Annotated in this window: 17 protein-coding genes; 9 read left to right on the top strand and 8 right to left on the bottom strand. The window is 37.0% G+C overall.

Features of this window, described 5'->3' with window-relative positions:
* Positions 1 to 20: 20 nt before the first annotated feature.
* The 5 genes from queF (at position 21) to xni (ending at position 7,288) form a co-directional block, all read left to right on the top strand.
* Positions 21 to 866: an NADPH-dependent 7-cyano-7-deazaguanine reductase QueF gene (queF, locus tag F8B77_RS06055; RefSeq protein ID WP_151654581.1), complete on the top strand. Its 846-nt coding sequence runs from the start codon at positions 21 to 23 to the stop codon at positions 864 to 866.
* 96 nt (positions 867 to 962) lie between these two features.
* Positions 963 to 3,182, top strand: coding sequence for a tetratricopeptide repeat protein (locus F8B77_RS06050; protein WP_151654579.1), 2,220 nt, complete (start codon positions 963 to 965; stop codon positions 3,180 to 3,182).
* 176 nt (positions 3,183 to 3,358) lie between these two features.
* Positions 3,359 to 4,921, top strand: a complete 1,563-nt coding sequence (locus F8B77_RS06045) for a GGDEF domain-containing protein (RefSeq protein WP_151654577.1) — start codon at positions 3,359 to 3,361, stop codon at positions 4,919 to 4,921.
* Positions 4,922 to 5,057: 136 nt separating this feature from the next.
* Positions 5,058 to 6,416: a nucleotide 5'-monophosphate nucleosidase PpnN gene (gene ppnN, locus F8B77_RS06040; RefSeq protein ID WP_151654575.1), complete on the top strand. Its 1,359-nt coding sequence runs from the start codon at positions 5,058 to 5,060 to the stop codon at positions 6,414 to 6,416.
* 92 nt (positions 6,417 to 6,508) lie between these two features.
* A complete protein-coding gene (gene xni, locus F8B77_RS06035) occupies positions 6,509 to 7,288 on the top strand; it encodes a flap endonuclease Xni (RefSeq protein WP_151654573.1) in 780 nt (259 codons plus the stop codon).
* A gap of 237 nt (positions 7,289 to 7,525) precedes the next feature.
* On the opposite strand, the gene rlmM is transcribed toward xni, so the two are convergent.
* The 3 genes from rlmM to F8B77_RS06020 are packed head-to-tail and all read right to left on the bottom strand — an operon-like array spanning position 7,526 to position 9,901.
* Positions 7,526 to 8,617: a 23S rRNA (cytidine(2498)-2'-O)-methyltransferase RlmM gene (gene rlmM / locus F8B77_RS06030; RefSeq protein ID WP_130046294.1), complete on the bottom strand. Its 1,092-nt coding sequence runs from the start codon at positions 8,615 to 8,617 to the stop codon at positions 7,526 to 7,528.
* Positions 8,614 to 9,000 (bottom strand): DUF423 domain-containing protein, encoded by a 387-nt coding sequence (locus F8B77_RS06025; RefSeq protein WP_130046316.1) that lies wholly within the window; start codon positions 8,998 to 9,000, stop codon positions 8,614 to 8,616. Before F8B77_RS06025 ends, rlmM begins: the two co-directional genes overlap by 4 nt.
* Complete coding sequence (locus F8B77_RS06020; protein WP_151654571.1) at positions 8,993 to 9,901, bottom strand: transcriptional regulator GcvA; 909 nt, start codon at positions 9,899 to 9,901, stop codon at positions 8,993 to 8,995. Before F8B77_RS06020 ends, F8B77_RS06025 begins: the two co-directional genes overlap by 8 nt.
* Before the next feature lie 369 nt (positions 9,902 to 10,270).
* Here F8B77_RS06020 and csdA point away from each other — a divergent pair, with 369 nt between their 5' ends.
* Together csdA and csdE are read left to right on the top strand one after the other, a co-directional pair.
* On the top strand, positions 10,271 to 11,488 hold the full coding sequence (gene csdA / locus F8B77_RS06015) for a cysteine desulfurase CsdA (RefSeq protein ID WP_167512774.1): 1,218 nt from the start codon (positions 10,271 to 10,273) through the stop codon (positions 11,486 to 11,488).
* A 187-nt stretch (positions 11,489 to 11,675) separates the two neighbouring features.
* Positions 11,676 to 12,110 carry a cysteine desulfurase sulfur acceptor subunit CsdE gene (gene csdE / locus F8B77_RS06010; RefSeq protein WP_151654567.1) on the top strand — a complete coding sequence of 145 codons (435 nt, stop codon included), beginning with the start codon at positions 11,676 to 11,678 and terminating at the stop codon, positions 12,108 to 12,110.
* A gap of 96 nt (positions 12,111 to 12,206) precedes the next feature.
* On the opposite strand, the gene tcdA is transcribed toward csdE, so the two are convergent.
* The 3 genes from tcdA to F8B77_RS05995 all read right to left on the bottom strand — a co-directional run bounded on the left by tcdA (position 12,207) and on the right by F8B77_RS05995 (position 14,776).
* Positions 12,207 to 13,016: a tRNA cyclic N6-threonylcarbamoyladenosine(37) synthase TcdA gene (gene tcdA, locus F8B77_RS06005; protein ID WP_151654565.1), complete on the bottom strand. Its 810-nt coding sequence runs from the start codon at positions 13,014 to 13,016 to the stop codon at positions 12,207 to 12,209.
* A 93-nt stretch (positions 13,017 to 13,109) separates the two neighbouring features.
* Positions 13,110 to 14,210, bottom strand: coding sequence for a murein transglycosylase A (gene mltA / locus F8B77_RS06000; RefSeq protein ID WP_151654563.1), 1,101 nt, complete (start codon positions 14,208 to 14,210; stop codon positions 13,110 to 13,112).
* Positions 14,211 to 14,392: 182 nt separating this feature from the next.
* Positions 14,393 to 14,776: a DUF2850 domain-containing protein gene (locus F8B77_RS05995; protein WP_151654561.1), complete on the bottom strand. Its 384-nt coding sequence runs from the start codon at positions 14,774 to 14,776 to the stop codon at positions 14,393 to 14,395.
* Positions 14,777 to 14,930: 154 nt separating this feature from the next.
* Between F8B77_RS05995 and argA the strand changes: the two genes are divergently transcribed.
* Both argA and F8B77_RS05985 read left to right on the top strand, forming a co-directional pair.
* Positions 14,931 to 16,271, top strand: coding sequence for an amino-acid N-acetyltransferase (gene argA / locus F8B77_RS05990; RefSeq protein ID WP_151654559.1), 1,341 nt, complete (start codon positions 14,931 to 14,933; stop codon positions 16,269 to 16,271).
* A gap of 656 nt (positions 16,272 to 16,927) precedes the next feature.
* The gene (locus F8B77_RS05985; RefSeq protein WP_151654557.1) at positions 16,928 to 17,635 is read left to right on the top strand and encodes a hypothetical protein; all 708 of its coding nucleotides are present in this window, start codon (positions 16,928 to 16,930) and stop codon (positions 17,633 to 17,635) included.
* A gap of 353 nt (positions 17,636 to 17,988) precedes the next feature.
* Here the strand turns inward: F8B77_RS05985 and F8B77_RS05980 are convergent, their stop codons facing one another.
* Entirely contained in the window at positions 17,989 to 18,399 is a 411-nt protein-coding gene (locus F8B77_RS05980; protein ID WP_151654555.1) for a hypothetical protein, read from the bottom strand.
* A gap of 833 nt (positions 18,400 to 19,232) precedes the next feature.
* A complete protein-coding gene (locus tag F8B77_RS05975; RefSeq protein ID WP_208846098.1) occupies positions 19,233 to 19,565 on the bottom strand; it encodes a DMT family transporter in 333 nt (110 codons plus the stop codon).
* Between the last annotated feature and the right edge of the window lie 95 nt (positions 19,566 to 19,660).

The raw sequence follows: 19,660 nt of genomic DNA, 5'->3' as shown, positions 1-19,660 counted from the left end.
CTACTTTTGGCATTTTCAATATGACTAAATACACCAACGCTGATGAGCTAAAATCTCTGACTCTTGGCCAAAAAACCGAATACAAACACAACTATGAACCTGAATTATTGCAAGCCGTTCCTCGTAGTTTAAACCGAGATGATCTTGATTTAGGTGATGAGCTACCATTTCAGGGTTGTGACGTATGGACGCTTTATGAACTATCTTGGCTAAACCAAAACGGTTTACCTCAAGTAGCGGTTGGTGATGTCACTCTGCCCGCAACCAGCCCTAACCTTGTTGAATCAAAGTCCTTTAAGCTGTATTTAAATAGCTTTAACCAAACTAAATTTGCATCATGGGATGACGTTACAAGCACCTTAATTAAAGACTTAAGTGCCTGTGCAGGCGGAGAGGTAAAGGTTAAGATCTATCCCGTTCAAGCTTACTCTCAACAGCCTATTGTTGATATGACTGGTGAATGTATAGATAACCAAGATATCGTTATTGATAACTATGAATTTGATGCTGAATATTTAGAATCAAGTACATCTGATGACGTTGTAGAAGAAACACTGCATAGTCATTTATTGAAGTCTAACTGTTTAATCACTAATCAACCGGATTGGGGCAGTGTTGAGATCAGTTATACCGGAAATAAAATAGACCGTGAAAAACTGCTTCGTTATTTGATTTCGTTCCGTCAGCATAACGAGTTCCATGAACAATGTGTTGAGCGTATCTATACTGATATAATGAAATTCTGTAAGCCAAATTCGTTAACGGTATTTGCCCGTTATACTCGTCGTGGCGGTTTGGATATTAACCCATTCCGTAGTTCTCATTTAGAAAAACCAGAGCACAACCTCCGTTTAGCTCGTCAATAAAAAAAGCATTCAATTTTGTCTACTAAGTCTATTCTTAGTAGACAAATTCCGCTACATCGCTAGTATGTAACGGTTGCTTTTTAATGGAATATTTACATGTCTCTGCGCCAATGCCTTCTTGTTATTTTTCTTTTTTTCCCGCTTTCCTCTTGGGCTAAATTTTTCTCTGCGCCTATATTGAATGACGCGTATCAATTGCTAGATACGAACCCAGAGCAATCACGAACAATTGCTGAGCAGTACCTAGAGCAACGTCAAATATCCCCAAGACAAGATCCAAATAGAATTCACATTAATAATGATTCTGAACGAACCATTAGAACTCCCATTAGTACCGTAGAAGCATTTCAAATTAAAGCACTTGCTAATAAACGCCTTGACCGCAATAGAAAGTCAATTAAAGCGATCAAACAAGCTATTTCGTTAGCGAAAGAATTCAATTTAAAATCAGGTTATCTTGAGTCAAAACTTATTTATGCAGGTTTATGGTGGAACTTAACGCAAGATGTTGATGAAACAAATGCGATTTTAGAAGATATCGCACAAGAGTTAACTCAATACGATAAGCAAATAGCAATTCACCAAAAGCTTTATTTCGCACTGGCATTAATCCATGCAGAGATAGAATCAAAACAAGGACATAACAGCAAGGCACAGCAATATTACAAGCAAGCTATGTCTCACGGTATTGCGCTTGAAGACCCAAGCAGTATGATTTTTTATCATATTTCTTATGGAAAATATTTTTTAAAAAACAAACAATTTGATCAAGCTCTAACTGAACTATTAAGTGCTTATTGGCAATCCATTGAGGCCGATAGAAGTGGTCAGTTAGCCACCACTAACTATTTACTTGGCCAATTATTTTTTCAAAGAAAAGTACTGGATAAAGCATTAGAGCACGCTTCACAATCGGCTGAATTTTATGGTCGTTATAACAACAGTAAACAACTTTCCAATGTTTTGATATTGATAGCGAAAATACATTTAAAGCAAGGACGATTTAACTTAGCCTTAGTTCAATACTTCAATGCACTTGACCAAGAGAAAGAGAAAAATAACGTAAATAAATTAATCTCATTACGTTTAGATATCGCCAATACTTACTTTCTATTATACAACTACGCACTCAGTGAGCATTACTTAAAACAAGCAAATAATCTTAATGAATATGTAAATTTGCCCAAAGAAAAAGCAAACGCTGCACTATTACAAGCGAAGTTATATCTTGTCCAAAATAAAACAGAGATGGCAATTGATCAAATTCATAGCGCCATCAAATACAGCCAAAAAGACAATAATATTTTATTAAAGCTGCAATCTCAAAAATTACTTTCCAAAACCTATGAAAAAATGGGGAAATATCAACTAGCATTGAAGGCTCAGCGAGAATACGAAACCTTAAATTCATCTATTCAAGCGGCACAAAATGAGATTAATGAAGAGGTATTTAGACAACAAAAAAGCATCATTGAGCAATCACTGCATTACCAAGGGTTAGAACTAAAATTAAAAGAAAACAATTTACAAACCCTTAAAATTCAAAAGATTGCAGGTTTTTTACTCGTTTTATTAACCGTTATTTCGATCTACGCTTTTAGAAAACAGCAAGTTAATCGTTTCTTGAAGAAGCGTTTGCATCTTCTATTAAATAAATACTATACCCACCCAAGAAGTGGTTTACGAAACTTCCGCTTATTAACGGAAAGACTGCCATCATCATTACAACAAAGCAGCTCAAACATAGAGCAATGGCATTTAGGTGAACTGATTAATGAACCACTAAGCGATAGACTTCGATTTACCTTATTTCATATACCTATGCTACAAAATTTATATTTTACTCATGGCTATCAAGAAGGCTTATCGATTGAAAAAGAATTCGGAGATTACTTGTCGACTGTCGTAAGCTTACCCAGCCGTATCTATCATTTTTCCGACGCTAGTTTTCTTTATATTGAACATAAATCTGATTCAGCATCAAACTCTCAAGAAATGGCTGAAACCATTCAAGAGTGGATTAATCGTTTTGATTCTAAAGTAATGACAGATAGAACAGTTAATATAGGTATGGTTGAATATCCTTTCTTACCAAGAGCGTACACAGCCATCAATGACCGTGAACTTATTGATATCCTACTAATGGCAACCAATACAGCTTGTAAAATGAGTACGAAAGAAAACAACTGCCATTGGGTACATTACCGAGCAATAGATAATGCGCCAGCTGCTAGCTTTGCTAGTAACAACATACAATTAGCTTGTGAACAAGCCATTAGTCAAGGTCTAATAAAAGTAACGACTTCAATACATTAAAGATGAATCTGGATAACACCTCACAGATTTAACAATAAATAGACGTAAATGTTTAAAATATAAGAAAATGTTATACTTTTTTTAGCTTGCTAATTATATTTTTGTTATTATCACTTTATTGACAATATCAATACTTTAACACATTACATAAATATTGAGTTATCCCCTAGGTTATTATGATTGAAGTTTCCATTGTTGCCTCAGAATTAAATCAGTTAAAACAGCAGCTGAATCAAACACGTCTATCACACCGTGATACTACGCTAAAATCACGCCGCGAAATACTGCTTCTAAAACGTATTATTTTACGTTTCTGTGCTGCCTGCAAACATCATGACAGTGAGCTAGATAAAGAAATCGTTGATCTAGCAACTCGTATAGAACAAGTTGAAAATACATCAGATTTAACTATTCAAATAGCTACATTTGAAAGACTCATTAATCGCTACAAGATGAATGTTCAAAAAGAGCACTCAGTAATGGAAGACCATATAACTTACTGTGGGGAAACATTACAGCGAGTTGTTGGACTACCTGCTGGGCTTAAACGCGATCTTCGCTCTCTTTTGCAGTACCCTTCTCACGATGGTAGTAAGCATATTCAACGTATTGTCCGATTAGTTGAACTTTATGAACGAGCGATTAAATTTATTTCTGTTGGGAAACTCTCTTCTGAAATTAATAGTAATGAAGTGATTGATAGTGATACCCAAGAACAATTAAGTAATGAGTTACAACATCTTATTTCTGAACTGGATTTTAATAATACGTCTGGTACTAAATTATTAGAAATCCGCAGTAAACTTCTTACCGGTACCGATGCCGTCTCACTGATTAATTTTGCACTACAAACACTGCAATTGGTTCTTGAGGGTACAAACAACGAGCGTAAAGCATCACAAGTATTCGTTGGTGAAATTAATACTCAAGTCGCACAGATCATCAAAACGAGCGAACAAAATCAAAGCCAAGGCCAATCTTACTTAGAGCAGCGTACTTTACTTAATGAAGAGTATTCACTTCTAATTAAACAAGCTGAAAACCTATTAGATAAGAAAGAAAGTGAACAAGAACACAAAGCTAAGATGGCAATGTTACTTCATGAAATGAATGACTTAGCAGAACGAAATAGCGCAATGCAAGAGCGCGAAGCAGCACTGCTTGAACGTCATGAATATTCAACAAAAAAACTCAATAATTTGTATGAAGAAACTCTTGAGTACCGTCGCCAGTTAAGTGAACAGCAGCAACGTGTATTTAGAGACCCTCTAACTAAGGTATATAACCGTGCTGCAATGCATGAACGTTTAGATCTAGAATATAAACGTTGGGTTCGTCATCAGCACTCTCTTGTTTTAGCGATGATCGATATTGATCAATTTAAACGTATCAATGAACGTTTTGGCCATTTAGCTGGCGATAAAGCACTTACTATTATTGCAAAAACCATCGAAAATCAAGTATCTGATACCGATTTTGTTGCTCGGTTTAGCGGTGAAGAATTCTTAATTTTATTTACCGAAACCACTAAAGAAGAACGAGAAAAGAAGCTTAAAACAATTCAATTAGCCATTTCTAAATTGCCATTTAAATTTAAAAATGACCACCTTAAAGTCACGGTGTCAGTATGCTCCTCTGAATTTACCAACAGCGATATTCCTGAAAAAGTGATTAAACGAACCATTGATGCTCTTTATAAGCAAAAATCAAAAGGAAAAGAGCAATTCATTTATTTGTAATTAGCCAAATTCTTGTTGTTTTTGGTGTGATTCTTTCAAAAACCTCTCATTTTTATTTTATTTTCCTCGCTAATCCTTCCATTGCTGTGTAAGTTTAATCACTAAACAATAATAAAAATAGCTAGGGAGGCACAATATGATCACTCATATTAGTCCTGCAGGTAGCATGGATTTGCTATCACAATTAGAAGTTGATCAGTTAAAGAAAACCGCTTCTAGTGAACTTTATCGTATGTATCGGAACTGTACGTTAGCGGTATTAAACTCAGGCAGTCATACTGACAGCTCAAAAGAATTATTAGACAAATATAAGTCATTTGATGTCTCTGTCACACGTCGAGATCGCGGAATTAAACTTGAGTTAAAGAACCCCCCAGAGCACGCATTCGTTGATGGGACTATAATCAAAGGCATTCAAGAGCATCTGTTTTCTGTGTTACGCGACATGGTGTATGTGAACATGCAAATTGCGGATCACAATCGATTAAATCTCACTAAAGCCACTCACCTAACCAACCTAGTATTCAGTATCTTACGTAATGCAAAAGCGTTACATACAGGTATTGAGCCTAACTTAGTGGTATGTTGGGGCGGGCATTCAATTAATCCTGTCGAATACCAATATACTCGCGAAGTGGGCCATGAACTTGGTTTGCGAGAATTAAATATTTGTACTGGCTGTGGCCCAGGAGCAATGGAAGGCCCAATGAAAGGCGCCGCGATTGGTCATGCTAAGCAACGCTATAACGATAGCCGATTTGTTGGTTTGACTGAACCCTCAATTATTGCTGCTGAGCCGCCAAACCCAATAGTCAATGAACTTATTATCATGCCTGATATCGAAAAACGTTTAGAAGCGTTTGTGCGTATGGCTCATGGTATTGTTATTTTTCCTGGTGGCCCTGGAACGGCTGAAGAGTTGCTTTATATCTTAGGGATCATGATGAACCCAGCAAACCGTCAGCAACCGATGCCTATCGTTCTTACAGGTCCAAAAGAGAGTGAAGATTATTTCCGCTCTATTGACACCTTTATCCGCGATACCTTAGGTGAAGAAGCGACCCACTTTTATGATATTGTTATTGGTGACCCTGCCAAAGTTGCCGTCTTCATTAATCATGGTATCAAGAAAGTAAAAGAATACCGTAAAGCAACGGATGATTCCTACAGCTTCAACTGGGCACTAAAAATTGAGCCTGAATTCCAATTACCTTTTGAACCAACTCATGAAGCAATGGCTGGTCTTGATTTGCATCTAAACCAACCGACTGAAAGTCTTACTGCAAATCTCCGCCAAGCGTTCTCAGGTATTGTCTCTGGAAATGTAAAAGCAGAAGGTATTGCTGAAATAGAAAAGCACGGTGTGTTTAAACTTCACGGTGATCCTGACTTAATGAAAAAGATGGATCGTCTACTGCAAGATTTTGTAAAACAGGGCCGAATGAAGCTACCCGGCTCTAAATATGAACCTTGCTATGAAATCGTTGTTGATTAGGGCTGGAATATTTCACCTTCCCTAACGTACAATAATAAGCCTATGCACATTGCGTAGGCTTTTTCTTTTTTATAGATAGGAATGAATACGTTATGGCAATTCATCTGGTTATTATTGACGCATTAAACCTCATTCGTCGCGTTCATTCCGCTCAACCGAATCAAGATGATATTCAAGCGGTTATTACCACCACTACCCGTACTATCAACCGAATCTTAAAAGAAACAGAGCCTACTCATATCATTGCTGTGTTTGATCATCATCTCCAAGATCGAGGCTGGCGTGCAGAGATCTTCCCTAAATATAAAGAAGATAGAAAACCCATGCCTGAAGCATTGCAAAAAGGCATGGATGAAATTCAAGAAGCCTGGTGGAAATTAGGGATTGATTCGCTGTTATCTGATGGTGATGAAGCGGATGATTTGGTTGCAACTTTAGCCAATAAAGTTGCTGCGCATAATGAACAGGTTACGATCATTTCTACCGATAAAGGTTACTGCCAGTTACTCTCCCCGACGCTACGTATCCGAGATTATTTTCAACATCGCTGGTTGGATGCTCCTTTTGTAGAAAAAGAGTTTGGTTTAAAGCCTGAACAATTGGCTGATTACTGGGGATTAGCTGGGATCAGTTCCAGTAAAATCACAGGTATTCCGGGAGTCGGTCCAAAAGCAGCCTTAGAAATTCTAACTCAATTCCCAACGATTGAGGTCGCAAACGAGTCTGAAGATCTTCCTAAAAAATACCGTAAGAAATTTGATGAGCATTATGAAACCGCTATTTTATGTCGTCAGGTTGCGGGGTTAAGAACGGATATTGAGCTTGGGTTTAATTTGCAAGATATACGATATGAGAAAGGGACTAGAGACTAGAGACTAGAATTATAGATCTCACAATCTATAGAAGCTAATGTGCTTTGGAACAAAAAAGCTGTTTGTCATCGCTGAGCTATCAACACCAAATATAGCCATCCTTCTTTTGAGGAAAAGCATATTAACTTCTATATACTCAGTTAATCTTAAATAAAAACGCCCGCTGATTATCAACATCAGCAGGCGTTTTTTATTTTTCAATAATTTGGATTACATCAATATTTGTATAACGAAATATTAATGTGGAGAAATATTTGAAATCGCTTGGATATGAACAGTGATTTCTTCACGGTCATGATACAAATGCTTAGCTTGAAGCTTGTATTGGAAACCGTTTTTCTTCAAGAAATCTTTTAGGTTTTCAATATCTTGAAGAACCTCATCGTAACGACCTTTCATTGGTAATTTAAGGTTAAATAGCGCTTCTTTCGCCCAACCTTTAATTAGCCATTCACCCATAAGGTGCGCAACACGAGCTGGTTTCTCAACCATGTCACAAATTAGCCATGTTACGTTCTTTCTTTGTGGCTCAAATTTAAAACCATCAACCATATGGTGTTTCACTTGGCCTGTATCCATTAAGCTTTGAGCCATCATGCCGTTATCAATCGCATGAACAAACATAGAACGCTTAACCAGTTGGTAAGTCCAACCACCTGGACACGCACCTAAATCTACGCCCCACATACCAGAAGCCAAACGAGTATCCCACTCATCACGTGGAATAAATACGTGGAACGCTTCTTCCAGTTTCAGTGTAGAACGGCTTGGCGCATCAGCAGGGAACTTAAGGCGCGGAATACCCATAAAGAACTGAGAGTTATTGTTTGTGTAAGAGTAACCAATGTAACAGTGACCAGGTGCAATAAAGCAAACATGCAATACAGGGATTCGATTTGAATCTCGTGCCGTAAGCATCTCTTTACCACGTAAAGCTTGGCGCATTGGAACCGTAAATTTACGGCAGAACTTCAATAGCTCTTTTGCTTCATTCGTATCAGGTGTTTCAATACGAATGTCACCACAACAAGGCATCCCTTCAACATCAACTAAAGCTTCAAGAATTGGAGAAATACGATCATCTTTTGGTAGATCGCTTACTTCTGTAGCAACTGCAAACATTTGACGAGCAAAGATTAGCTCATTAAATTTAATCTCACGAATTAAACGGTCTGCATCGCCTTCCTGGTAGCATTCAAATAGCACATAGCCTGTATTATTTTTGAGGCGAGGAAAACCAAACACTTCTAGTTGAGTGGCTTTGTCTTGGATCTCACCTGCACACTCTTTTTCAAAACCAGAGCGACAATAGAACATTACTTGTTTCACTTTGAAACCTCAGTCAAACGATAAGTTGAAACAGCCAGCGTTAACCAACCGATAATAAAACAGAATCCACCTAATGGAGTAATTGGACCAAACCATTTTATTCCAGTGAATACTAACGCATATAAACTTCCACTGAAAAATAGCATTCCAATGGTAAATAGCAAGGCGGCGTATGATACCCCTTTTGAAAATGAATTTCTCAACAAAATTCCACATCCAAATAACGCAAGGGTATGCCACATCTGATATTGCACTGCAGTTTCATACACATCAAGAAGATAAGGTGATAAAACTGACTTTAAACCATGAGCACCAAAAGCGCCTAAGCCAACGGCTAGCGCTCCACTAAGACTAGAAATAAGTAAACATTGACGACTATTCATCATCGACAATTTCCTGCTCACTACGAGCTTTACTTAAAATCCACTCTCTAAAAGTAGCAATTCGGCCTGTATCTGCCTGCTTTTCACTGCATACTAAATAAAATGCATTTTTGCTGATTAGCACTTCTTCAAATGGAGCGACTAAGCGACCTGCATCCAGTTCAGGTTGAGCCAGTACGTTATTACCTAACGCAATACCTTGACCATGTGCAGCAGCTTGTAACACCATCGTTGAATGACTAAAAATAGGCCCATGATTTACATTCATGCCCGCTAATTCGAATTGCTTTACAAACAGCTTCCAGTCTTTACGAGAAGTATCGTGTAATAATGTATGGAATCGTAAATCATCAATGGTCGCTAATGGCTTTTCGTTCAGTAGCACTTGAGGTGAACACAGTGGTAAAAGCTGCTCTTGATACAAGAGTTCCACACGAAGACCCGGCCAATTTCCACGTCCATAATAGATAGCAACATCAACATCTTCTGTTAATGAACCCTCATCCATATCAACCGCTTTAATGCGCACATCAATATCTGGTTCTTGATTATTAAAATCCGATAATCTTGGTACTAACCATTGAATAGCAAAACTTGGTGGCAAACTAATGGTTAATGCGCCTTTGGCACTTCTTTCCAATACTTTATCTGTTGCTTCTGATAACGAAGAAAATATTTCTTTAATATCTAGAAAGTAACTTTGACCTTCTTCAGTAAGAAGCAAAGAACGATTACGACGGCGGAATAACTTTAAGCCAAGAAATTCTTCTAACGCTTTGATTTGGTGGCTAACTGCCGCTTGAGTAACAAACAATTCTTCCGCTGCACGAGTAAAGCTTAAGTGTCTAGCTGCCGCTTCAAACACACGTAAAGAATTTAAAGGTGGTAATCTTCGAGACATAAAAACTCACATTCTTAACCATTAGTTTTTTTAATGCCTCGTATTATAAATTGTCCATTGCCGAACTACCAGATAAAACCTACTATTAGCCCCGTAGTTTAGAGCAAAGACATATATTCCTCCCTGAGTATTTTTTTCATGCCTCTAAACTGCATGTTGTGTTTGCATATTGGCTCGACGATTAGAGCCCGAGTATTGGTTCCAAAGTATTTGTAAACAATACCCAATTATTTCCTGTATTTTTGACCTTTTGGTTAAGAAAATATTAGCACCGTTCAATACGGTGCTTTTTTTTGTCTGTAATTTTGACTTACGAGGCAGAAATCCGCATCATTCTTCTGTTTGCTAACTCCAATGAAGAAAATCCTTATGACTGCATTTAATGTTGAACTTGTTCGCTCTCAATTCCCAGCTCTATTACAAGAAATAAATGAGCAACCTATTGCGTATTTTGATAGTGCGGCAACCACACAAAAACCATTAGCTGTATTAAGTGCAATCCAAGATTATTATCAAAAAAGTAATGCTAATGTGCATCGTGGCAGTCATAGTTTAACCGCCTCAGCGACGCTTCAATTTGAGCAAGCAAGAGAAACCATTCAACACTTCATTAATGCAAAAAGCAGTAAAGAAATAATTTGGACTCGAGGGGCAACAGAAGCAATTAATTTAATTGCTCAAACTTACGCTCGCAGCACGCTGCAAATTGATGATGAAATTTTAGTTAGCGAATTAGAACATCACGCCAATATTGTTCCTTGGCAAATCGTTGCTGAGCAAACCGGTGCCAAAGTCATAAAAATCCCCATGAAACCAGATTGCACATTAGATATGGATGCATTTGAGTCATTGGTAACCAAGCGCACCAAAATTGTTGCTGTGGCTCAAGTAACTAACGTAACGGGTACATTAAATCCCGTTGATGACATTATTAAAGCAGCACATTTAGTGGGTGCGATTGTTGTTGTTGATGGCGCTCAAGGAATTGTTCATCATGATATTGATGTGCAAGCAATGAATGTCGATTTTTATGTCTTCTCTGGTCATAAATTATTTGCTCCTGCTGGCATTGGCGCTCTCTATGGCAAACAGCATTTACTGGAATCTATGCCTGTGTGGCACGGGGGCGGTAAAATGGTTGAGAAAGTGTCGTTTGAAAAAACTACGTTTGCAGAGCTTCCAGGGAAATTTGAAGCTGGTACACCTAATGTTGCCGGAGCGATTGCTTTTGCCACAGCAATTAACTGGGTTAAGCAATTCACCCATGATGATCTTAATGCTCATATTAGCGAATTACGCCACATGGCAATCGAAGGAATTAAAGATATTGAAGACTTACGTTTTGTCGGTTTACAAGATAACGCGAGTCTATTTTCTTTTGTTATTGATGGCGTCCACCACCAAGACATAGCAACTCTACTTGATCAACAAGGCATTGCCGTTCGCTCTGGTAATCATTGCGCTCATCCTATGTTAGATGCATTAGGGCTAACGGGTACTGTACGCGTTTCATTTGCCTTGTATAATACAAAACAAGATGTTCAACGTTTTATCGACGCGCTAAATAAAGCCGCAGATATGCTATAATACCCATCCACATAAATATTTGATCATTCTTGCTTGTTAAAATCGATTATAGCTGCGTTATAAATTTTGTAATTAGAGCTACTAGTTACTGCAATTTATGCCTTGCTTTAATCAATTTTTCCTACGCAATTATCTGTTCAACTACTTATCCGGATTGGTATAAGCTCAAATTTAAGGTATTTTATTTATGTCCACTTTCCCATCATCGCCTTTTGGTTTTGACATTACTCACTCAACAGTACTTGATTTAATGAGTAACGCTAAAGGTTGGGAAGACCGTTACCGTAACGTCATTCAATTAGGTAAAAAGCTGCCTAACATGCCTAAAGAGCTACAACTTGAGAACGTAACGATCTCTGGTTGTGAAAGTAAAGTATGGTTACAACATAAAGTCGTTGATGGCGTTTATTTCTTCTGTGCTGATTCTGATGCCAGAATTGTTCGTGGGCTTATCGCATTAGTAATGGCGGCGGTTAATAATAAAACCGCAGAAGAGATTAAGGCTTTTGATATGGATGGGTATTTTTCTCAATTAGGGTTAATTGAACATTTAAGCCCATCACGTGGTAATGGGCTTAAGGCGATCATTGAAACGATAAATGAACTAATAGAGCAGGCTTAAGGCCGCTTCGCTTGAAGGATTCAGGGAGAGCATTGGAATAATAGCGCTTATACCTGAAACCTTGAGGGAGCTTGCGACCGTCCTGAAACCTAGTTCCTATTTACCGTGTTTCTCAATCAACTTCTCTACAATTCTCGACACTGCCACAAACCCAAACGTCGCCGTTACCACCGTAGCTGCACCAAAACCACTCGCACAATCCATACGCTTAGGACCTTCAGCAGTTGCTTTAGTTGCACATACTGAACCATCAGCTTGTGGGTATTTCAAATGCTCAGTTGAGTACACACAATCAATACCAAATTTACGTTTAGGGTTCTTAGTAAAATTATGGTGACGACGCAGCGTATCACGTAGCTTCTTAGCTAATGGATCTTGAATCGTCTTAGTTAAGTCTGTGATTTGAATTTGAGTCGGATCGGTTTGACCACCCGCACCACCAGTCGTAATCACTTTAATCTTATTGCTCTTACAATACGCCAGTAATGCCGCTTTGGGTTTCATGCTATCAATGGCATCAAGTACGTAATCAAACTCTTTAGAGATGTATTCAGATAGATTTTCAGGGGTAATGAAATCATCGATTAAATTAATCTTACACTCAGGGTTAATTAATTTAATGCGCTCAGCCATGACTTCAATTTTGCTTTGACCAATAGTACCTGTCATCGCATGAATTTGACGGTTAATATTAGTAACACATACGTCATCCATATCGATTAACGTAATTTCACCTAAACCAGTACGTACTAGCGCCTCTACAGCCCAAGAACCCACACCACCAATACCAACGACACATACATGAGCTGCACGCATGATTTCTACTTCACTATTACCATACAAACGGCGAGTGCCACCAAAACGTTGGTCATAACTTTCAGAAGCAGGAGTGGTTAATTCGCGCATGGGGTTACCTTACTCAAAAACAAAAAAAGAGCACGATTTATACGCACTCTTTTTTAGAAGATCAAGTGTTAAGCAATACAAGTGACTAACACATTATTTTGCTTTAGGCATTTCCCATGGATTTTCAGTTTCAGAATCTTTTAAACCTAACTTCCACACGCGGCCAAAATGCTTAAAGTGACCAGCAGCGATGCCAGCTTCTGTTCCCATGCCGTAATATTGGTCCAAATGGTTTTCTTTAACTGCACCACCAGTATCTAACGACAATAATACTTTAAGCACATGTTTACCCGTCCACTTGCCGTCTTTATCTAATTGAGGTACCTCAGCAAGTATTGGGGTTCCCATAGGCAATAAAGTACGATCAGCAGCAACAGCAGCGCCAGCAAGTAAAGGAATACCTGCGGTTCCTAAAACATGGTGCGCATCTCGTGGTGAAAAGAACACATAAGATGGATTGGTTTCTAACAATTCACGAACGGTAGCTTCATCATTCTTAGCAACCCACTCTTTAATTGCTTTTAGCGACATATCCTTGCGTTCAACTTCGCCACGTTCAATCAATACTTTACCAATACTTACGTACGGATGGTTATTTTTACCACCGTAGGCAAAATACTCTAGTTTATCATCATCACCAAAATGAATAAAACCACTGCCTTGAACTTCCATGATAAACGGGTCAATCATATTGTCAGAATAACCAAGCTCTAAACCTAAACCAGATAATGCACCTGCATTAATTTCGGCGCGGGTTGGACAATCAGAACCACAATCAGGTTTATCATAAACAGGATATTTAAACGTTTCGTTTGGCGTATGACGCATTTCAATTACAGGTGAAAAATAGCCAGTGAACATCACATTACCTTTTTTGTCACCACCACCCATTTGAGCAAATTGAATACCATAAGCTGAAAGTTCAGCAGGATTTGAGCTTTCATCAATCCACTTTTGCAATTGTACGTACAACTCTTCATAACGTAATGACATTGACTCTGAGCGCTTAATTACTTCTGCACTTTGTTTTTTAAAGGCACTAAAATCAGAAGGCTTATCAGAATGAATTTCACTTACTTCATTTAAGTTACTACTGAACCCACCATCTAAATATTGCTGAGCTCGTTCAGTAGGACGATCAGCACAACCCGCTAAAGCCAGAAGAACACACACAAGGGAAAATTTACGAAACACAATAAAACCTTATTGATAAATAATGCGAGAAGAATGACAAACAAATAAGAGGAGAGCAATTGCTTACACTACAATAAATGTAAGAAAAGGATAATTTTGACAAAACTTGACACGATATAGAAGGAAAGTGCAGATAAGAAGAAGTTCAAGGTGACGAATAACATCACCTTGAACCTATAGAATCATAATTTACGAAAAGTCGATTTATAATGCGTAGGCTTAATACGAAGCAATTGAGCGCCATTATCATCTTCAACTTGATACACATAAGTCATTTCACCATGGGTATAGCTTAACTCACTTCCATCAAAGTCAAATTTAGTATTGATTAAACGACCATGGGTATAAACACCACCAGCACTAATAGTAAAACTGTCTTGAGCGTAGCTTGGAACCCCCTGCTCAACCCACTTACCATATAATTGAGATGCTGGCATTTGAGCAAAAGCACCCGATTTGTACATAGCAGCAATAACTGAAGCAACTAATCCAATAGCAACAAAACTAATTAACACTAATAGCCGAATTTTTCTTTTCTTTAACTCTTTTTCTTGAGCTTGACTCATGATGTGGCCTAATAAAAACAACGTATGTAATAAGCATATCGGCAAATCTTAAAAATATTAAGCGAAACTTATGTGACCTTGTACTAAACGCTTGTAGATAACAAAATAATTAGTCATTATATCAACATAAAAAATCACTCATGGATGATGTATAGTGAAATTTCGTAGTACTGCTTTAGTAAAAGGCTTCCGCCAGTCAGCTCCCTATGTCAATGCTCATAGAGGAAAAACCATTGTCATCATGCTTGGAGGGGAAGCCATTGCCGATCCTAATTTTGCGAATATAGTTAATGATATCGCCCTCCTTAACTCATTAGGGTTACGAATTGTCATCGTCTATGGCACTCGCCCACAAATGCGTTCATTACTAAAGCAAACAGAACATCACGCCCCTTTCCATAAAGGAATACGCATTACCGATGAGCAAACGCTAGAGCTTGTAAAGCAGATAGCAGGACAATTACAGCTCGACATTACCGCTCGCCTCTCAATGAGCTTAAATAATACGCCAATGGCAGGAGCACAAATTAACGTTATCAGCGGCAATTTTGTTATTGCTCAGCCTCTAGGTGTTGATGATGGTATTGATTATTGCCACAGTGGACGTGTTCGTCGAATCGATACCCAAGGGATCAATCGAATGTTAGACCAACAATCTATTGTTCTACTTGGCCCGGTTGCGAGTTCTGTCACCGGTGAATGTTTTAATCTTTTATCAGAAGATGTCGCCACTCAGTTAGCTATCCGTTTAAATGCCGACAAGCTCATTGGTTTCTGTTCAGAACAAGGGGTTCTCAATGAAAAAGGACAGATTTTAGCGGAGTTATTTCCAAGTGAAGCTGAAGAGATCCTTCAACGTCTTGAAAAAGAATTAACACCTGAAAATGGAAAACTCACGGGCACAATGCGCTTTTTAAAAGGGGCGATTTCTGCATGTAAAGCTGGGGTTCCTCGTAGTCATTTAATTAGCTACAAAGAAGATGGGGCGTTAATTCAAGAGTTATTTTCTTTTGATGGTATTGGTACTCAAGTGGTAATGGCGAGTTCTGAGCAAGTTCGGGATGCTGAAATTGATGACATTGGTGGCATATTAGATTTAATTCGTCCATTAGAAGAAGAAGGTATTTTAGTTCGCCGATCTCGTGAACAGTTAGAGCAAGAAATTGCACAATTTACGATTATTGAAAAAGATGGGTTGGTCATAGCATGTGCCGCTTTATATCCTTTCCCAGAAGAAGGAATGGCAGAAATGGGCTGTGTTGCTGTTCATCCTGATTATCGAGATGGTGACCGTGGTGTAACCTTACTTAACCGTTTACGCACTAAAGCAAAACAGTTCAAATTGTCGCAGCTCTTTGTTCTAACTACTCGCAGCCTTCACTGGTTTAGAGAGCAAGGTTTTATTGAGGTAGAGGTTTCACACTTACCAATGACAAAGCAGAAACTGTACAACTTTCAACGAAAATCAAAAATTCTTGTTTTAAAGGGATTATAAAATCAAATCCTTATTGATAGGTTGGTAGTTGAAAAACAATCGATTTAGGTTAATTTAAGTGATGGTTATTAACCCTTATTAACCCCAAAGTTAAGTATGGATTTCACACTTTTGGATTTAGTGATATAGCTGACAATTATTAGTATTTTAGCTTCATCCTCGCCTCCGAGTTTTACTGATTTTTAAAATCAAAGAAAATTCGAACAATTCAGTACTGAACTTTATGGGATCTATATGCAGACTCAATCAGAATCAATATTTAAAAATGAAATATCTATGTGCATTTTTTGTGAATCTAACGCCTAATTATTAACGAAGAATGGACTGGTGTATTGTTGTGACTACATCGCCAACATTTACTGACTGTACATCAATAACTGATATCTATTATTGATGATCGTTTATTTAAAACATTGACTATCAAAAGGACTACGAATTATGAACAAATACGGTTAAAACCAGTTCGGTCACAACCTAAATGTAAACATGGTGAAGCGTATGTCGATTTAGCCAGTTTTTATATTCAGGATGATAATAAAGTGACATTATTAAGAAGTCATTTATGGGAAGATTTACATTATCTTATTCGAGATGTTGATTAAAGGCTTTATTGATAGTATACATCCCTTAAATTAAATAACCCTCAAAGAATATATATGAAGATTAGCTTAATCCCTACCACTAAATTAGATGTGAGTTCACCTGAACAATATGCAGTAATTATTAATGATATTGTGATGTTTCGTGTATTCGGTGAGCATGGTAATTTTACTATATCTACAGCTACAGCAGGAGAACATGATTTACAGCTTAAACCATATGAGGACTTAAGTGACTTTATTAACATTATTTATGCCTTCTTTAAGTCTACTGATGAAACTTCAAATGAAGTTAACGAAAAGTATCCATTACAATACGATCATAATAATAAACCTTACTTGGTTATGGGTGAGTTAGAAAATTTATCACAAGTGTTCTCTCTTATTCATAAATTTAATGATTGTCTATGGTTTAAGTACTTGTTCTTACCCTCAGATAAAAGAAAGGAACTAAAGAAATTTGCAGAATATACACAGAACAAAATAGATATTAAAGAAAGCGAATTACAGATTCAAGGGATTAAAAAACTACTTCAAAAGGGGTATGAAAAAGGTGTGTATGTTGCTTTAGACGGTAAGAACTATATAGAAGATCATAATCAAATATATTCGTTTAAGTTGATCAAAAATACTGTGACATTTTATGTATACCTTAACATTGATAAAGATGAATCTATCATCAAGAATTCTGATGGTAAACAAGTATTCGAAGCAGTTAATACATTGACAGATTTTCTTTGTTTATTAGATGAATGGCTTTCTTAAAGTCGAGTAAAAGCAAAGCTCTTACTCTTATTACAGTTCCTCGTTTTAACGGTTATTAGCAATAAAAAATAGAGAAAGATAGTTTTTAAATATAATGAAGAGTCAGCGGATATGTTCAGCATTCACAGTCAATATGAAAATAAAGTGACTTGTAATTAAGCAGCTTAATGTGAATAATGAGTGTTTTTTTTAATTTTCAATTATGGATAAAAACAACAGGGAATTAATTAGAATGCCACTCCATTTAACACCCTCAGCTTCTATTCGTGTGATGTCTTTTAATAATCGGTTTACGTGCTTTGGTTACAGGAGTTCGTAAATAACTATGTAAATAAGAATCATTGGATTGATAATTATTCTTCGATTAGTTTTAGATGTTCCATTTCCATTTCTTCTTCGTCTTCTTCTTTGAAAATATCAGTTTCATCACTTTTCCTATGGAACATATATTTAGGGTAAAATAGACCGAATATCTCTCTCGCCTCTACACGAACTTTTTCGTCATTTTCAGAAATACGTTCGCTCATTAACTCCATAGCCCATTCATCATAAACCCTATCAGAATCAATACCTGCTTTTTCATCAAATGGATTATGGGCTTTAACAATTAACTCAAGCTCAGATCGGATTTGTTCTTGCTCTTTGTTTTCTTTGTCGTTCATAACAGAAATCAAACCATTAACCTTATTTTGCTCTATCGTAATTTTTAATAGACGATTGGTTTCTTTCTGTTCATTGATTAGTTGTTGTAGGAATTCTTTCAATTATTTTCTCCAGTTATAACAATCACTAAAAAACCTAGAACACTATCTAAGAGCTTTTAATGTTAGGTAATACTAACTTTCACCCATCCAATATTTACATCATATGATACAATATTACGAAAATATTCTAGCTCAATACTGTTATCTGAAAATCCTTTTATCTCTTATACTTAGCGTTGAATTAGGTTTAGATTGACCTAGTAAGGTTATTTTACTAAATAACTATCGCTAAAATACAAAGCTATTGTTCTATTACATCATCAGTTAGTGGTAGTTTAAAACCTAACCCAATGCACTCATTATTAAATGAAATATGTATTTTTTATATCCAATCCGATAACTCTCAGCTGCAGTTTTGTACCCAATATATAGCCCTTATTCAAATCTTAATCCGTAATCTGTGCCTGTTTTAGTCGAGGAATCATAATGTTGATAACCAATGTTTACGTCGTTAATTGAGTCAAAATCGAAATAAAAAGATGACTCAGACGCCCTCTCCCCATAATGGCAATGGTAGCCGCCGTTAATATTATCACTGTGGCATCCACTTGAGTCAGTATTTCTGGAATCGGCTGAGAACGTTGTAGAAGAGCAGTGAAATAAAAATAATACAGAGAATAAACTCGGTATATTTTGATTTCCATCATTAATTTATGGTTAGTATAACATTAAAGTACAATGCCTGATTCTTGTATAACCGTAAAAGTAAGGGCTATTTGTTTCATTATGTTTTTCTATAAATGGCATTACTTGCCTGGTTTTTTGACTAAAATGTATAATTTTAAGAACTAGATTTTAAATCTATTCCATATAAAACTACCATTTATAATGGTTTAATGACCGGCAGTTTTCGATAATAAATTAACCACAAGAACACCAGACAAAATTAAGCCAATCCCAATAATCCCTGCAAGATCTAACTTCTGCCCATAAGCGAAATATCCGATACCCGCAACTAAGACAATCCCAGCTCCACTCCATATTGCGTAAACAATTCCAACAGGCATACTTTTGACAGTAATTGAAAGCAAAAAGAATGCAATAGCATAACCAACACCAACAATTAAGCTTGGCGTTAATTTAGTAAATTGTTCTGTTTTAGGAATATAAGAGGTAGCTATCACTTCTGAAATAATAGCAATAATAAGCGCCATAGCAGGCGGCATTGAAACAAGCAATTTAAACATATAGCAGTAAAACTCTAGATCCAACCACTAATCATCTAATTAATATGGTTGGTAAAAATAGAATATCCGACATT

The sequence above is a fragment of the Aliivibrio finisterrensis genome (assembly GCF_008933155.1).
Taxonomy (GTDB): domain Bacteria; phylum Pseudomonadota; class Gammaproteobacteria; order Enterobacterales; family Vibrionaceae; genus Aliivibrio; species Aliivibrio finisterrensis.
The sequence above is the reverse complement of the archived record's forward strand: the minus strand, read 5'-3'. Positions and strand labels throughout refer to the sequence as shown.

Excerpts from the sequence above, each read along its gene's own strand:
- F8B77_RS05995 (WP_151654561.1), bottom strand. The coding sequence starts at position 14,776 with ATGAGTCAAGCTCAAGAAAAAGAGTTAAAGAAAAGAAAAATTCGGCTA.
- xni (WP_151654573.1), top strand. The coding sequence starts at position 6,509 with ATGGCAATTCATCTGGTTATTATTGACGCATTAAACCTCATTCGTCGC.
- csdE (WP_151654567.1), top strand. The coding sequence starts at position 11,676 with ATGTCCACTTTCCCATCATCGCCTTTTGGTTTTGACATTACTCACTCA.
- F8B77_RS06050 (WP_151654579.1), top strand. The coding sequence starts at position 963 with ATGTCTCTGCGCCAATGCCTTCTTGTTATTTTTCTTTTTTTCCCGCTT.
- F8B77_RS05985 (WP_151654557.1), top strand. The coding sequence starts at position 16,928 with ATGAAGATTAGCTTAATCCCTACCACTAAATTAGATGTGAGTTCACCT.
- F8B77_RS06020 (WP_151654571.1), bottom strand. The coding sequence starts at position 9,901 with ATGTCTCGAAGATTACCACCTTTAAATTCTTTACGTGTGTTTGAAGCG.
- csdA (WP_167512774.1), top strand. The coding sequence starts at position 10,271 with ATGACTGCATTTAATGTTGAACTTGTTCGCTCTCAATTCCCAGCTCTA.
- F8B77_RS05975 (WP_208846098.1), bottom strand. The coding sequence starts at position 19,565 with ATGCCGCCTGCTATGGCGCTTATTATTGCTATTATTTCAGAAGTGATA.
- F8B77_RS06045 (WP_151654577.1), top strand. The coding sequence starts at position 3,359 with ATGATTGAAGTTTCCATTGTTGCCTCAGAATTAAATCAGTTAAAACAG.
- F8B77_RS06025 (WP_130046316.1), bottom strand. The coding sequence starts at position 9,000 with ATGAATAGTCGTCAATGTTTACTTATTTCTAGTCTTAGTGGAGCGCTA.
- queF (WP_151654581.1), top strand. The coding sequence starts at position 21 with ATGACTAAATACACCAACGCTGATGAGCTAAAATCTCTGACTCTTGGC.
- ppnN (WP_151654575.1), top strand. The coding sequence starts at position 5,058 with ATGATCACTCATATTAGTCCTGCAGGTAGCATGGATTTGCTATCACAA.
- tcdA (WP_151654565.1), bottom strand. The coding sequence starts at position 13,016 with ATGCGCGAATTAACCACTCCTGCTTCTGAAAGTTATGACCAACGTTTT.